Below are 14,744 nucleotides of genomic sequence, written 5' to 3' on the forward strand. Positions count from 1 at the left end.
GCCTTGGCAGTCTCAGCAACGCACCCCCGAGCCGTTTCGTGGGGTTGGCGCCATTGCCAAGATGGCTTGGTGGATTGGCGCGCGGGGCGTGAGCGCTAAGCGGCCTCGTTCACCGGTAGACGCCGCGAAATGCCAAAGCGCGACCGCGCAAGGTGCGACCTTGCTGATCATCCGACGGCAGGGTTCCCGAGAAATGGCAATGCCGCACCTAAGTTGGTCACGCACACCGCCATGCAGTATTGAAAGTGACAGCATGAAGGGCTGGCATTTTGTCCGAGCATTTGAGGCCACTCAAACTCTGCCCAGCAATCGCCGGGGCCTGATCGTCCGGCTGATCGCGGCCAATGTCGATTTCTATAGTTGATTTGGCAAAGGCCGGCAGTTGTGATTGATCTCGCGCAAGCCAAGGACGCGTCGGTCGGCTTGGCCGAGCGCTGGCCGAGCTCAGGTCAAACCCGTGAGCAGCCGCCGTAAGCGTGGTAGCTCACCCCACATACGGGATGATGTTCGACTATCAGGGAATCTCCGGCGATTTCGCGCGCTTTGAAGTCGTGGCCGGCGAGATGGTGGAAATTGTGATCGCCGGTGTGGTGGCTCGCGTCGGGCATCGGTCATGTCACTTGCATAATGTACTCTTCGCAGATACTGGGCACGAGTGATGTCAATCCATGTCATGGTGCTCTCCTAGCTTCACAAATCCGAAGGATTCACGACCCGCTGAAATCACTCGTCCTTTTTTCGGTCGGCTCGGCTCTCAGGAGATGGACGCCACCGTCGTCCGGCAGAGATTCGTGATATCGTACACGGGCCACTTCGCGACACGACGGATCGCCAGCGCGACGATCGGGAAATCAGCGCATTCGAAGAGAAGTACGGCGCTTTCTGGATGCGCGACGCAGAGTCGCGCGATGCAGGCGGCGACGTCCGTCTCGATCGCGGCGACGTCGAACGGGGCACCGGGCGCTTCAGCTCGTCCTGCCGGAACCTGCCACCTTCGATGGCGCCAATCGCGATCCTCACCCGCTCGACCGGATCATCGACCCCGAGCAGATCTTCGTCGCAATGCCTCGAGCGTAGGTCAGGACAGCAATCCCGGCGGGCGGCGGCAGCTGGCGACGCAACGCGGACAACGGGAGCAAGCTCGACATCGACACGGACACGTTCACCGATGCAGCAACAGCGAGCTGATGCCGGATAGAGGAGCGGCTCGTCGAACTTATCGTGTCGGCGCCTCGCTTCACCAGGTGCCAGGCAGCTCCGATGAAGGCCGGCTCGAGCGCTGGATCGCCGCGAAGGACTTTTTCAACCCAAACTCCTACGAGGCTTTACCGATACAGTTGGAAAGTGGATCGTGGACTGCACCCCTGGAATGAGACACAGATAATTTCTGCGACAGGCATTTCGAGGATAACCTGTGGCAGCAAGAGGGAAGATCCGTCGGTTTCCGACGTCTTTTAAGTTGAAGGCGATCAAGCGAGCCGAAGAAGGCGAAGGCGTTCTGCCTGCGGCCCGCAAGCTTGGAGTATCGCGCAAGCTTCTGCATGACTGGATTAAGGCCTGGAAGGCCCATGGGCCGGAGGGATTGAACCGCAAGCGTGGTCCGAAGCCCGGCCCCCGCAAGCTCAAGCCGTTAGTCGAGGACGACAAGCGCTCTGCGCTCGCCAAGGCGCAGGCGCGCATCGCCGAGCTCGAGCGGTTGGTGGGCCCCAGCAATTAGACCTTGATTTTTTCGCAAAGCCTTGCGCGCATTGGAGCGGCCGGCAACGCAAGTTAAACCCGTATTCGCATCATCGAAGTCCTTAAACCCATGAGACTGGAGAGTTCTCACGCCGACGTGCAGCGCCTGTGCTGCCTCGCGGGCCTGCCGCGCGCGACGTATTACCGGCACCTTGCCGGACGCAGCAGGCAAGCGGGTGATTGCGAACTGCGCGATCTGATCCAGCACATGTGCCTGAAGCATCGCTTCTATGGCTACAGGCGAGTGACAGCGACCCTCAGGCGTCAGGGACTGGTGGTGAATGCCAAGAAAGTTCAGCGGCTTATGCGAGGACAATCTGCTGGCTCAGCGCAAGGCGCCGTTCCTGAAGCCGCCTGCCGACCGGCCGTCGGCCTTTCTCATCGTCGCCACTCTGGTACGGGGCCTGGTGCCGTCAGCGCCCGATCAAATTTGGGGCGCCGACATCACCTATGTGCATCTCGCCAGAGCCTTCGCCTATCTTGCCGTCATTCTCGACGCCTTCTCGTGCAAGGCCGTGGGCTTGGCCTTTGAAGACACGCTCGACGCCTCGCTCGCCATCGCCGCCCTGAACACGGCCCTCAATGTGCGCAAGCCGCAACCCGGCAGCCTACCCATCACTCCGAGGGGTGCAAGGCGGATTGAAGCGGTCGTCGCGACACCGACTGTGTTCACGCACGGCAACAACTCGTCAAGCGCTTCTGCCGGCGTTTTCCAGCCCAGAGTCTTTCTCGGTCGAGCGTTGAGGGCTGCGGCCACGGCAGCGATTTCGTCAGCGCTGTGGATGCTCAGGTCTGTCCCTTTCGGAAAGTACTGACGTAGCAACCCGTTGGTGTTCTCGTTAGTACCACGCTGCCATGGGCTTTGCGGGTCGCAGAAGTAGACTTGGACACCCGCATCGATCTTCAGACGATCGTGCTGAGCCATTTCGGCTCCCTGATCCCAGGTCAGCGAGCGGCGCAGCTCTTCGGGCAAGGGTTATGATGGTGCGCGTAATCGCGTCACGCACGGCTTCGGCCCCGTGTCCCGCCAGTGCAGGCCCGTTTTTCATACGCGGCGCTTCGCCGTGCCCTGCAAGGCGCGGAAGATGCAGCAGCATCGTGAAGCGGGTCGTGCGTTCGACCAATGTGCCGATTGCCGAGCTGCCAAGGCCCAGAATGAGGTCTCCCTCCCAATGTCCCAGCACCACTCGATCGGCTGCTTCGGCAGGGCGTTGACCGATCATGATCTCCGGCGATACAAAGCTGTTGCCTCGTCCACGTACGCGCGCCCTGGGCATCCGCAACACGCGTCCTGTTCGCAAGCAGGCCGTCAGCTCGCGGCGCAACGCTCCCCGGCTCTGAACGAAGAGGGACTGATAGATGGCTTCGTGGCTGATGCGCATCGTCTTGTCGTCCGGGAAGTCAATCGGCAGGCGACGGGCAATCTGCTCAGGGCTCCAGGACTTGGCCCCATCGCCGATCCTTTCGCGGGCCATGCCGGCGACTCTTCCAGGGAACCGCGGGACGACGAACGCGAGCGCCGCTCGGGGCCACGACGAGCCGGCAAGTCTCCCTCCACATAATTGCGCAAGGTTGTGTTGAGCGCAAGCTTCGTCAGTTTAGGCCGACGAGCCGATCGATCCGCATGCCACTGGGCAGTCGTCGCCCGATACTCCAACCCGCCGCTGCGGGTGGCTGCATTGCGCCGCAGTTCTCTCGAGATTGTCGCGGCGGGTCGACCGAGGCGGCGCCCAATCTCCCGGATGGAATGGCCTAAGCCGCCTTCGCACAAAACAAGCCACTGTAATGCATTGTGGCAGCCGCGCTGTCACAGAAATCATCGTGTCTCATTCCAGGGGTGCAGCCCGATCGCGAATTTTAGTATCGAGCCATGCAACGGCATCGGCGCCGTGGCGCTGGGCGGCAGCCCACGTTCGAGATGCACAATTCCGAAAAAGCGAGGCGTGTGCGACGTCATGGACAAAGCCCAGCGCGATTCAAGTCGACACCGTAATGCAGGACCAACGCAGCTGTTGGTCACCGATCCCGTTGCGCTTCCGCAGCTCACAGCGCGGCCTACCGAAAACGCTCCGCAACGATGGCGAGGCCCATGGATGGAGCTTACCCGCCGGGTTCAGGACCGGTGCGGGAATTTTCGGATTAGGTTGCGGTCAGATTCATGATGTCCATGCCTTGCGACCTCGTAAGAATGACGCCGAAGCCTATCCCATAGCAGTAAATGTTGCTCCGGGCATAGATCCGCTTCATGGTGGGGACGTGCGCTGGCATATATGCGTAGTTCCTTGAATAGTCGTGTAACTTCATATGCCGGCCTCCGTTCGGGGGCCTGCGCAGCGTGATCGCGAAGAGGATAACTCGCGGTACGATTCGCGACGAATGCAATCGATACAGAACCGACCGATTGCTCAACCTGCGCGCATCTCGATCACTTTCAAGTTCCTGTGGAAGGGATTACTTCATGTAGTGAGGAGTAGCGCTCACGCCAATAAACGACGCGCGAGCGCGCGATACTTGTGGACTTCGGAGAGGTCCTTCGTAGATGCGCGCCAAGCGCTGCTGGTCGCACCAGTGCGCAAGCCGACTTTCAGTGCAGCCAGCGGCGCCGTGGATCTGCATTGTGCGATTAATGATGCGGGCCGACCAATTCGGTTGCCGTCGCCGTCATCTTGACTATTCCTGCTTCGACGCGCGCACCCTCGCCGCGATCATCTTTCTGTGCGCAGGCATACATCATGAGTCGGCTCCGTTGAATTTCTATCCATGAGTAGACGATCATCGACTGAACCGATTGCTTATCGCTGAGCGGACCTTCGAAGACTATGCGCTGCTTGGCGTCACTTCGTAGCAGCGCTGAGAAACGCCGAGCGCCTGCCCGTCGACGTCGAACCGCACCTGTTGCGCAGCTCTGAATCCGGTTTTTTCCCCATGAGCCCAACATCGTCGACCCTGCAATTGTCAAAGGTTAGCTGATGCGTCTTGATCCCGCCCAGCATCGGCAGCGGACGTGCGATGAGGCCTGGGTTGTCCCTTTCTGCGGCGAACATCGAAATACCCTTAGCACCTTTCTCGCTCGCGGTGCGGACGAAAACGACCACACCATCGGCACCCTCGAAGTAGCTGATCAAAACTTTCGAGGCGTTGATGATCCAGCTGTCGCCGTCCCGCTTCGCATGGGTGGAAACGGCGCGAAACCGGACCGGCACCACCGCCGGGCGCGGTTAGCGCAAAGCAATACCTCTTGGCGTCAGATAGACAGGGTCAAGATAACGAGCCTTCTGCTCGCCATGCCGATGGAACATGGCGGAGGTAATCTCGCCCCGAAGAAGATCGGTGCAAGGCATTTGAACTTTTCTTCGATGATGGCGAGTTGATCGACCACGGAGAGGTGCGCACCGCCAAGTTCGGGCTGCAGCCTGAACCCCCACAGACCAGCCTTACGGGCCGCTTCACGACCGGCTCATAGTCCGCCCGGCTCAACTTCTTACCTCGAAGTATTCGCGTCTCGAGCGGCGCCTGGCGGTCCTTGACGATCTTCCGAACCAACTCGACGAGCGCCCTAGTCTCTTCCTTGAACTCGTACATGTCGTTTCCCATTTGCATTGCCAGATTGTCGATGAACGCGTAGCAGCCGCGCAAACCGCGCCTGTTACAGGCCGTACTTCGTCAGCGCCGCTTTGTACTCTCGGCCGAGCTTCTCGCTCAGCTCGGTGGCCCCATAATCGAGGGTACGCCTGAAACGGACTTAGCAGCGCTCCAGACTTCGATTCAGTAGCTGTGGTCCTGCGTCGGCTTTCTTGTCGCAAAAATTGTGCTTCGCTTGCGCCTCGGATACGGACGCGTCGAGTTTTGACCAGCCCAGACCAGCAGCTAAGGAGGCCGAAACATGTTGGCATCGAGTGCCAAGCATGTCGTCAAGCGTGCTATCGACCAGCATCTGACTATAAGCATTGGTCGCCATGCTCTCCCGCATGGCAATGAAGCAGGTACCCATGTAGGCGAGCTCGCACCCAAGCAAACGCACCGCAAGTGAGCCGCCATAGGTGATACCGCCCGCGAGGACGATTGGGCCATCGAACATGGCTCGAACCGCCCGAACAAAAGCAAACCGATTGACCTAACAGACGTGGCCTCTAGCCCGCGGTAAGTAGAATCAGCCGTCAACGGCTTCGATGGGCTTCTCCGCATGCCGCAGCGAGGCGATATCGGCGAACACGAGACAACCGACTTCGTGCAGTGGGCCGGTCGCTGCAGCCGGCGATCCTACGCTGGTGATCACGATCTCCAAAAGACAGGAAAGATCATCCTTGACCCGTGGCTTGCGGATAATAAGGCTCGGGCGGTGCGGCCGCTCGATCCTGCTGAGCAAGACCATGCTGAAGATGCGGGTGAAGATGGAAGTAGTTGGCTGTGGTGAAAACCATACTTTGAAGCCTGCGCGTAGCAATCTCATCCGAGAGCCCGTCATATGCTTGTATGAGTAAGGGACGTCGCGGTCGGAGCAGTCCTGAGCGCTTAGCATTTCTGTAGGCGGCGATTTCAGCGCATCCATAAGAGGCGTTCGCGAGAATCAATTGCGCGAACTATTTGTAGGTGAAATTTGATCATGCGGCTTCATCAGTGATCGGCCTAAAATTCATCAAGCAATAATGGCCATGCGTCTGTCATTCGGATCAATTACCAACGTCGGTAGGTTGACCGCGCAAACGATCTGAACGAAGGAGCTCTCGTGCGCCTTCGGTCACAGCGGCCGAGAGAAGAGTGTGCCGAGCAGGCTAGGAATAGGCCAGCCTCGGAACAGGTTGCGATGACGGCGATGCGAACCCGACTTGTTGTCTGTACGAGGCGTGGCCTATTTCGCAACGTCTGAGCCCGATGGTTACTAACTCGCCCGATGGCGGTGGCGAGATCGCGGGGATTCGGGATGTGATCGCGCACGATGGAGTACGAGACGCCAACAGGCGGCCGTGTGGAAGACGAGTTGGACCGGGTTGGGAATAACCGAGCAACAGCCGGTACGGTGGGAAGCCAGTTGGGCTCTTGCGCCGCCTCAAGTTCTCGGCTTCCGCGTGCGCAATAGAGGCTGTCGTAGATCCAATTTAGCCGGGCCGGCGCTCTGGCTGGTAATGACATAGCGGATATCGAGCCCATGCACGGTCGCCTCGAAGTTGGCAATGACGCGGCGCTCGCGGTGCCATGAGCCTACCGCATGGCGGATCTAGTCCCGCACCACGGCCTTACTTTCAATCGCTTGTCAGTGCGAACTGCACCGTGGCATTCTCGCGCTTCCTTGTTGCCGGAGAGATGTAATTCGAGGCTTTCTTTTTAAAAGAACTCCATGGCCGCGGAAAAATCGTAATGGCTGTCGCCGCGGAAGGTGATGCGCGTCGTGGGCCAGCGCCGTCGGATGTGGCGGACGAGAGGCGCAGATGAGCACAACTTCGCGGCGCTCGGCGGCCTTGCCCAGGCGGCAGAACGACCGCACCGCTCGGTATTGTTGACATGAATCGGCAGAACGCATTGCTCGCCGTGAAGGCCATTGAACAATGACAGGCTGTGACGTCCACGCGTAAGCGCTCCCCTTCACTTTACGTTTGACGGGCGGTATTCGCGATCTTCTTGGATCGGCTTGTGTCAATGCTTGATCATATGCCCAAGTTGGACGTAGTCTAGTTCAGTGTACGTCTGATGTGATGCGATCAGAACGACGGCGGTGAACGCGCGCTTACCACTTCATAAATCTCCTCGCCGACGCACTAAACCGATGTGGTGGAAGGCCAGTGAAATAATATGCATTGCCCAAACCCGCTGCATCGCCAATTGGCCCGCTGGAGAAACCCACGTACTCGTCGGCGAAGTGCGCCAGCCGATCGCCGGCGCGCCGGGAGAGATCGAACGTTGCGACTGCGAGTGTCGGCGCAATGACACCGCAAACCTGTTCGTCTTCCTCAACTCGCATCGCGCCGGGCGCAAGGTAACGGTGACGGAGCGAAGGGCCACAGAAGACTTTACAGCTTGAATGCGTATCCCGTCATAGCCGAGCGCATCCGCGTGCTCGACAATCTCTCAACCAATTCGACCGGGCTCAAATACCAGGCCTTTCCGGCCGACAGGTGCTGTTACCGGTTGGAGTTCCACTACGTCCGAAAGCCCGCCAGTCGGTTCAATCTCGTCGAGATCGAGAGCGCGTCCTCGACCGCCAATGCCTCGACCGGCGCATGGAGAGCTTCGCTCGCCTCGTCGTCAAGACCCCCGCCTGAGAGAAACAGCGCAATGCGGAACGCGACCGCGTCGAATGGATGTTCACAACCGAAAAGAGTCCGCACAAATATGGCGCGCCCTTATCAAACGCCCTCAGCCAAATCAGGCCAAATTCGACGAGCCAAAAACTCTGGATTGGTATTAGTGGCCCTGCACAGTGATTACGATGGTTGCGTCGTGCGGCGGTCAGACGAGCTCCAGCAGGTATTTGGGATCGATGAGGACCTCGATGCTGCGGGGTGTCCTTGGGCTGTCTTTTGATGAGGCCGGCCGTTTCAGCGCCAGCACCACTTGGTGAACCGAAGGCGGGCTGACGCGGAAATATTCCTGCATGTCGGTTTCGGCCGGTGATCTGCGGTGCAGCCGGGTGTAGAGATGGATAAAGGCCGGATACTTCCCTACTTATGCATGAAGGTTTTTGAAGGACTCACGCCGGCCATCCGATTCAGTTGTTGGTTGGTGCTCGCTTCGATCAAGGAGGCCAGCATGAATGTACGCTATCGGGTCGACCTCAGCCAAATCGAGCGCACGGAACTCAGCGCGCTGCTCGGCGGCGGCAGGCATGCATTCCCGCAAGCTCAAGCGAGCGCAGATCTTGCTGGCCGGTGACGCAGGTGCCAGCGACGAGGAGATCGCCAGGAGCGTCGGTGTGGGCGGCTCGACCGTGTGCCGGACCTACCGACGCTTTCGTGGAAGGCAATCTGGAGCGGGCGCTGAGCGAAGAGCCGCGTCCCGGAGCGGAGCGTAACTCACGGAGCTTCGAGAGCGCTGGACGATGTCGATGGGCGGCTATTTGCTGACCTAGAGGCGCGTTAGACTGCGCCGGCCGTCGACGCTGACGGGCACGTCACCATCGATTGTGGCCCGTCGTACGACCCGATGCTGGTCGCCATAGTCGTTGACCGCATAATGCAAAGTTGCGCGGTTGTCCCATATCGCGATATCGCCCTCCATCCAGTTCCAGCGTACGGTATTCTCGGGCGCGGTGATATGAGACTGGAATAGATCGAGTAGCTTCTGACCGTCATATTTGGGGACGCCGACAAGACGCTGCACCAAGGCGCCGAGCACTAGTGTCCGCTCACTTGTCTCGGGGTGGACGCGCACGACGGGATGCTCGGTCTCAAAGGTCGTTCTGGTGAAGACCTCGTCGAAATACTTCTTGTCGACCTCGCGGACACGGGCCATTCCGGCGTAATCGAATACATTGCTGTGAACGGCCCAGAGCTGGTCGGCAAGTCGTTGTAGCGGTGGCGGCAGATCGAGGTAGGCGGCCGCTGTGTTCGACCAAACAGTATCGCCGCCGAACAGTGGCATCACAACGGCTCGCAGGACCAAAATCTTTGGATAGGCATCAGCGAAGGTTCCATCAGCGTGCCACATATCGGCGCGACCAAAGCCACGGGTGGAGTCCAGCTCGAGGATCGTCGGCATTCCCTTGGCAACACCGAGCATCGGATGCGGCACCAGCTTTCCGAAACGAGCGGCAAACCGCTCCTGCTCGGCGTCATCGAGATGGCCTTGGTTGCGGAAAAAAATTACCTTGTGCTCCAGCAGCAAGCTGTTGATAGCAGCGATCGTCTGGCTCGGCAAATCGCCCGAGAGTTTGATATCTCTAATTTCGGCACCGATGCGCGCTGCGCGTTTCACGACGCTGGTACGCGGAATGACATCATCAATCAAAGCCGTTTCACTCATGGTGGCATTCTCCAAGCTTGTGATCTCTTGGCCTCTCCGTAGCGAAATGATCTCAAGCAAGCGTCGTGCCAGGCGCAAAGATCGGGCCTGAGGGGCTACGTAGCGACAGGAGCACTAAAGGGATCAGGATATCTGGCGCGAGCCTGTCGCCGCATTGACCAATGGCAACCGGGTAGCCAAAGAGCTCGGTCGCAAGCTCATTCTTTCAATATGATAAAATCGCGAAGACGCAATGGACAGCAGTAGTCGATCAACGGAAGATCTTCAGACATATTTCCACTCAACTGTTCTTAAAAATGCGGTGCCTTTGCAAAATTGGTGAATTCCTCATGAATTATGTAATCGGGCCCCCGCGGAGCGCAAGCGCGCTCCGGAAACGAATCCGCCCATGGCGCTCCTCTGCATGGCTAGGTCGCCGGCGGTATCTCGTAGATAAGATGCCGTATCGTGGTCGTGCTGACCGACAAAACTGTCGCTGCTTCATTGATCGTCGCCTCTTGGCGTTCGGCGCGTCACCTAGCCGATGAATGGCGATGTCGCATTGATGACGTAAGGAGCAGATGCTGCCGCAGGTCCAGCTGCGCCCGTGGCTGGTGGATTTACCAAGGCGATTGAGAACGGCCGCTATGGTCTGGTCTGGCATGTGACGCGCAAGTGCTCGCACAAGCTCAATGACAACATCCTCCTCCGTGCACCAGTCCGTTCGGACAATGCGGTTCTTCTCACGGTCAGGCGAGTATGTCGCCACCCCGCCAGTGAACGACCATCTCCAGTGTATCGACGACGATCTCTGCAATGACGGTCCGGATTATCTTTTTGCGCGTCTCATGCGTGGCTCCGGGGTCTCCCAGGCCGCGGCCACGTCGCGCCCAACTGCATGAGGCGTTCCCGATCCACACTCGTGAGAAGCAGCTCAGCCCTTGCGTCGAGCTGGTTGATCTCGGTCTCAAGACTTCGCCCTGCGATGAGCCGCTCGTTCCAGGGTCTCTCTAACTCTTCGGCTACAAGCCGGTTATCAGGTCACGTCGTACTGTCGGTGCACCCGAGCCGCCTCGAAACGGGCTTGCCGGAGCGCGAAGTCAAGCTGGTCCCGCTTCTCGGAGCGCTTCTCGCTACACGCCTTGATGCCCGCGAGGGCGGCTTCTATGCCCAGGGACTGGAGCCGGTCGATCACTTCCTTAGGACACATTCGGTCCGGGCGGTCGCGCTGAAAATTATGCATTTTACCGCGGCGACTTGGTTAAATGCGTAACGGGGCGCGTTACGCTCGATGACGTTAAACCGGTGGTTCTGCGCCGGGTCGATGTGCCGTTCGACGTCAAGCTCGACCGCCTGCACCTGACCATCCAGGCGGCCATGGGTTGGACCAACAGCCATTTCTACGAGTTGCGCGCCTGCCACATCGGGTGGAGCACGCCTTACCCGGATGCAGATGGGGGCGTCCGCGATTTCTTTGATGCCCGCAAGGCTCGGCTAAAGAAGCTCACATACCTCTATGACTTCGGGGACGGTCGAGAGCACTCGATCAAAGGTCGAGAGACTCATCGATCCCGAGCCCCTTCAGCGGGCGATATTGTTGCAGGCGTTTTATTCGATCCGCTCCGAGCGGCTTCTGATGGAGCGGCTGGCGGGCGCAATGCCGAAGCAGACTTCCACGGCCAGAAACGCTCGAACGACACCCATGCTTCGACCACCGATCCCGATGCGAGGCTCTACCGCAAGGGCAATGGCAAGGAGACCAAGTTGTGCTTCATTGGACAGGGCTGCAACCTTGCCTTGGCTTGACCATCGTTGGCGTCCTCTCGCTGCCATCAAGACGGCGAAGGAAACCTCGAATTATGCTGAGTCAGATTTCACCGGCCTCGGTCTAGGACCGATCGACATTCATTGCATCCAGATCGTTGCGGCTGCGAGATGGATGAAGCCGGTAATGGCGGTCCGCCTGTCATAGCGGGTTGCCAAGCGTCGGAAGTGTTTGAGCTGGCAGAAGCAGCGCTCGATGCGATTGCGCTGTTTATAGGCGTCGGCGTCGTGCGGAATGATTATCCTGCGGGTGCGGTTTGACGGGATCACCGCCGTTGCGCCGATTTCGGCGATGATCGCACGCAGGGCGTTGCTGTCATAGGCTTTGTCGGCGAGCATGGCATCGCCGCTCTGGCCATCGAGCAATGCGGGCGCCTGGGTGATGTCATTGACCTGCCCAGCCGTGACGATGAAGCGGATCGGACGGCCGAGCGCATCGGCCAGCATGTGGATCTTTGTGGTCAGTCCAACTCGGGAACGCCCCAGCGCCTGATCTTTGGCCCCCTTTTCCGCTCGTCGCCTGCTGGTGGGCGCGAACGATGGTGCTGTCGATCATCAGATACTGGTTGTCGCGATCAGCGCTCAGAGCAGCAAACACGCGCTCCCAGACGCCAGCATGGCACCAGCGGCTGAAGCGCTGACGCACCGTTTTCCACTTGCCGTATCGCTCCGGCAGGTCGCACCAGTGTGCGCCCGACCGCAAAACCCACAAACATCCGTTGACGAACAGACGATTATCTGCAGCCGTACGTCCCGGGTCGCCAGCTTTCCCGGCAGAAATGGTGCGATCCTCGCCCATTGCGCCTCGGTCAGCTCATATCGCTTCGCCGCCACCATCTGCTCCGTGTGTCGAATCACGGAACTCTATGAATCAGCGATCAAACAACTTGGGAATCCTGAATGTCGATCGGCCCTAGGCTTTGATAAGAAGGAAACTCCACCGCAAACTCTGCATAATCATGCGCCCCGCATAATTGCGGAAGTCGACCGGCGTGCTGGCCACGTAAACCCCGCTGGGACATGTCTGCCCAACCGCCCGGATCACCGCAGCAAGCCGCTCAGGCCACATTGCTGCCGACACGCACCTCGACATCGCCGATCACAAATTTCCACCGTCTCACCCGCCACGGCTTCAAAGCGCGTAAACTTGGCCGGTCGGGCTCGCTCGGAAAGCGGCGCGACCATTCGCCAGGCAAACACCTGCGATCGACCCAGTCAATGAGCGCGCGCGATCGCCCGACACGTTCGCCCCCGGCCCGAAGTTTCTCCACCGATGCGATCCTCCTCACGAGACTAGGTGCGATAGCTCCGCCAGGGACTAACCGAAAGCCGCTCAGCTGCAGCCGCGATAACTTGCTATCAGACATGTTCGCTCTCATGAGCTCCTGGGACAAATCACCCAGGAGATTCTCTAATAATCGAACATCATCCGCTACGGGGGGTGACCCTACACGCTTAACGGTTGACAGCGTGCTTCCCGATCAAAAACGGACGCCAACTTAATTTCAACCCAGCTAGGCCACACTGCATTGGTCAAGATGATATGTTCCAAGGTCAACGCTCTATCGAGACCCAGGCTTACGACTTTCGAAGCCATGCATTTGGAGCGCAAGTAACGTTGGTTCCAAACGCATCAGTGTAATAAGTGTCGATTAGGAATCCTGATTGCTCGACCAGCTGGAACCCATCGATAATTTCCTTACTTACTTCCGCAGGATTGTCCTCAATTACATAGTAATCTCCTGACACCAGAAAATTGTTCAGATAAGAAAACATCGAGAATATTTGCACGTGCGCGTCGTCGATTACAAGCCACGGATGAGGTAACCTCTTCAGCAAGTTCTCATCGAAGTTGGAAACGTCAGAAAGGTCAGCTTGATGAAAGGTAAGCAATGGATGCTTTCTTGCATTCTCGTGGACACATTTGGTGTGCAAATCAAACGAGTGAACTTCACCGGGTTTTTCACAAAGCACCGACATATTGTCGGCAAACCACAGTCCGCTACCACCCTGATATGAACCGAGCTCTAGAATTGTCCTCGGTTGAAGCTCCCAAATGAGCCTTGGATACAAAGCAAGATCAAAAGGAGTCTTGAGAAGTATCAGCCCTTTATAAGTCTTCCCCAAAGCTCCGACTGTTGTGGAGCGCTTGTCAGCGATCCATGGAAAGATAGACGACATCCATGGTCGATCGGATGGCTTTGCAAAGCGATCAGAATGATCAGCATTTAGGACGTTGTTTATTGCGTCAAACATTCCACCATAGCCCGGCTCCCAGGCCTGGTCAATAAGCCCGCCGGGCCTCATTTGATCGGGGTAGTTCTTGTGAGCGGCGTCCCAAAAGGCCCTGTACCCGGAAGCGAGTTTCATAGGTCGATCTCCATTCTGCGTCTGCCTCCTTATCCAAGCAACCGGCGTGCCACTCGCAAGGCGATCGACTAACGAGAGTGAGAAACGCGTAGCTGCCGGCATGTCCGTTGGAATGGTCGGCGCGCTTAGTCGAGTTCGGGACATCGGCGTTGTCAATCGGACATAGATCGTACAACAAACTTCGTAGCTGAAGGCTGAAGGCTATGCCTCTCATGCTGACCTCTAAAGCGGGATGGGATTAGGTTGAATCGATTTGGGATCAAGCCGAAGGCGGTTTCGGGAGATCACGGTCTGGCTGTCGCAACGGCCGACATGGCTCCCTTGCGGGGATGCGCGCCGCGCGCGCGCAGGCTCCCCGCCAAGGTGCCTTCAGGCTTTGATGAGTTCCAGGCATGAGCGCGCGAGCGAGCGACGGCGGCTCCGAGGGGATGGCTCGGCCGGACCCCATGATCAATTTTGCTGAACTTGACGCACAGAACTCGGGGCTCCGTTTGTTTGTGTAATGACCTGTCTCAAGTTTGCTTTTGATCCAAGGCGGAGTCCCCCCAACGGTATGCGACACTCGCCGCATCAACTTATATCCGGTCGGAATTGAGTCCGTACCAAGGTCCCTCATGCATCGTTGCGAGGGCAAAGGGGAAGGAGAATGGGACCCATCTACAAAACGGCGTCTTCAGCCAGTCATGGCAAACGGTCACACATCTACCTTGGATCGGAACGTTCCTTTCGTCGCGTCTGGCCTCGTCTTCTAACCTTCAGAACTGCACCTGTCGGTAGCACGCTGGTTTCCAGGTAGCGCCAGAGTGCGATCAGCAGCTTGCGCGCCATCGCGACGATGGTGATCCGTCGGATGCGGCCCTTGAGGTTGCCGACAAGCT

At 58.5% G+C, this 14,744-nt stretch carries 11 protein-coding genes and 7 pseudogenes; 7 read left to right on the forward strand and 11 right to left on the reverse strand.

The genetic code is table 11. The features are described from left to right. The 3 genes and pseudogenes from CWO91_RS43860 to CWO91_RS44765 form a co-directional block, all read left to right on the forward strand. Nucleotides 1–364 (forward strand): hypothetical protein (locus CWO91_RS43860; protein WP_208753117.1); only part of this gene is annotated, 364 nt, incomplete at its 5' end. A gap of 1,095 nt (nt 365–1,459) precedes the next feature. Further along, on the forward strand, nt 1,460–1,717 hold the full coding sequence (locus CWO91_RS44760) for a helix-turn-helix domain-containing protein (protein ID WP_245471495.1): 258 nt from the start codon (nt 1,460–1,462) through the stop codon (nt 1,715–1,717). Nucleotides 1,718–2,018: 301 nt separating this feature from the next. Further along, nucleotides 2,019–2,327: pseudogene (locus CWO91_RS44765) on the forward strand (DDE-type integrase/transposase/recombinase); the annotation flags it as partial. Nucleotides 2,328–2,386: 59 nt separating this feature from the next. Here the strand turns inward: CWO91_RS44765 and CWO91_RS43865 are convergent. The 7 genes and pseudogenes from CWO91_RS43865 to CWO91_RS45680 form a co-directional block, all read right to left on the reverse strand. Continuing rightward, nucleotides 2,387–3,481, reverse strand: a pseudogene (locus CWO91_RS43865) (IS30 family transposase); the annotation flags it as partial. A gap of 707 nt (nt 3,482–4,188) precedes the next feature. Next, nucleotides 4,189–4,368, reverse strand: coding sequence for a hypothetical protein (locus CWO91_RS45670; protein WP_433995602.1), 180 nt, complete (start codon nt 4,366–4,368; stop codon nt 4,189–4,191). Next, nucleotides 4,361–4,675: an acyl-CoA dehydrogenase family protein gene (locus tag CWO91_RS45675; protein ID WP_130220423.1), complete on the reverse strand. Its 315-nt coding sequence runs from the start codon at nt 4,673–4,675 to the stop codon at nt 4,361–4,363. Before CWO91_RS45675 ends, CWO91_RS45670 begins: the two co-directional genes overlap by 8 nt. Next, entirely contained in the window at nt 4,572–4,943 is a 372-nt protein-coding gene (locus CWO91_RS37405) for an acyl-CoA dehydrogenase family protein (protein ID WP_130220424.1), read from the reverse strand. The genes CWO91_RS45675 and CWO91_RS37405 overlap by 104 nt, the downstream gene beginning before the upstream one ends. Before the next feature lie 536 nt (nt 4,944–5,479). Then, nucleotides 5,480–5,830 (reverse strand): annotated as a pseudogene (locus CWO91_RS37410) (nitronate monooxygenase); the annotation flags it as partial. Between the two features lie 57 nt (nt 5,831–5,887). Continuing rightward, nucleotides 5,888–6,286, reverse strand: a complete 399-nt coding sequence (locus tag CWO91_RS37415; protein ID WP_130220426.1) for a hypothetical protein — start codon at nt 6,284–6,286, stop codon at nt 5,888–5,890. 773 nt (nt 6,287–7,059) lie between these two features. Further along, nucleotides 7,060–7,287 carry a transposase gene (locus tag CWO91_RS45680; protein ID WP_130220431.1) on the reverse strand — a complete coding sequence of 76 codons (228 nt, stop codon included), beginning with the start codon at nt 7,285–7,287 and terminating at the stop codon, nt 7,060–7,062. Nucleotides 7,288–7,498: 211 nt separating this feature from the next. On the opposite strand from CWO91_RS45680, the gene CWO91_RS37425 reads away from it, so the two are divergent. Further along, a complete protein-coding gene (locus CWO91_RS37425) occupies nt 7,499–7,753 on the forward strand; it encodes a hypothetical protein (protein WP_130220427.1) in 255 nt (84 codons plus the stop codon). Between the two features lie 428 nt (nt 7,754–8,181). Here CWO91_RS37425 and CWO91_RS37430 read toward each other — a convergent pair whose 3' ends face one another. Further along, the gene (locus CWO91_RS37430) at nt 8,182–8,328 is read right to left on the reverse strand and encodes a hypothetical protein (protein ID WP_245471496.1); all 147 of its coding nucleotides are present in this window, start codon (nt 8,326–8,328) and stop codon (nt 8,182–8,184) included. 153 nt (nt 8,329–8,481) lie between these two features. Here CWO91_RS37430 and CWO91_RS37435 point away from each other — a divergent pair. Then, nucleotides 8,482–8,780 (forward strand): annotated as a pseudogene (locus tag CWO91_RS37435) (helix-turn-helix domain-containing protein); the annotation flags it as partial. 16 nt (nt 8,781–8,796) lie between these two features. Here the strand turns inward: CWO91_RS37435 and CWO91_RS37440 are convergent. Then, nucleotides 8,797–9,693: a TauD/TfdA dioxygenase family protein gene (locus CWO91_RS37440; RefSeq protein ID WP_130220429.1), complete on the reverse strand. Its 897-nt coding sequence runs from the start codon at nt 9,691–9,693 to the stop codon at nt 8,797–8,799. A gap of 1,305 nt (nt 9,694–10,998) precedes the next feature. Here CWO91_RS37440 and CWO91_RS44770 point away from each other — a divergent pair. Next, nucleotides 10,999–11,181: pseudogene (locus CWO91_RS44770) on the forward strand (IS1096 element passenger TnpR family protein); the annotation flags it as partial. 132 nt (nt 11,182–11,313) lie between these two features. Then, nucleotides 11,314–11,457: pseudogene (locus CWO91_RS44775) on the forward strand (IS5/IS1182 family transposase); the annotation flags it as partial. Nucleotides 11,458–11,577: 120 nt separating this feature from the next. Here the strand turns inward: CWO91_RS44775 and CWO91_RS45685 are convergent. Continuing rightward, nucleotides 11,578–12,333 (reverse strand): annotated as a pseudogene (locus CWO91_RS45685) (IS5 family transposase). 741 nt (nt 12,334–13,074) lie between these two features. After that, a complete protein-coding gene (locus tag CWO91_RS37460) occupies nt 13,075–13,866 on the reverse strand; it encodes a CmcI family methyltransferase (RefSeq protein ID WP_165405982.1) in 792 nt (263 codons plus the stop codon). Between the last annotated feature and the right edge of the window lie 878 nt (nt 13,867–14,744).

The sequence above is a fragment of the Bradyrhizobium genosp. SA-3 genome (assembly GCF_004212635.1).
Classification (GTDB): domain Bacteria; phylum Pseudomonadota; class Alphaproteobacteria; order Rhizobiales; family Xanthobacteraceae; genus Bradyrhizobium.

Coding starts and splice junctions, on each gene's coding strand:
- CWO91_RS37425 (WP_130220427.1), top strand. CDS start 7,499: ATGTGGTGGAAGGCCAGTGAAATAATATGCATTGCCCAAACCCGCTGC.
- CWO91_RS37430 (WP_245471496.1), bottom strand. CDS start 8,328: ATGCAGGAATATTTCCGCGTCAGCCCGCCTTCGGTTCACCAAGTGGTG.
- CWO91_RS37440 (WP_130220429.1), bottom strand. CDS start 9,693: ATGAGTGAAACGGCTTTGATTGATGATGTCATTCCGCGTACCAGCGTC.
- CWO91_RS45675 (WP_130220423.1), bottom strand. CDS start 4,675: ATGTTGGGCTCATGGGGAAAAAACCGGATTCAGAGCTGCGCAACAGGT.
- CWO91_RS37460 (WP_165405982.1), bottom strand. CDS start 13,866: ATGAAACTCGCTTCCGGGTACAGGGCCTTTTGGGACGCCGCTCACAAG.
- CWO91_RS37415 (WP_130220426.1), bottom strand. CDS start 6,286: ATGGATGCGCTGAAATCGCCGCCTACAGAAATGCTAAGCGCTCAGGAC.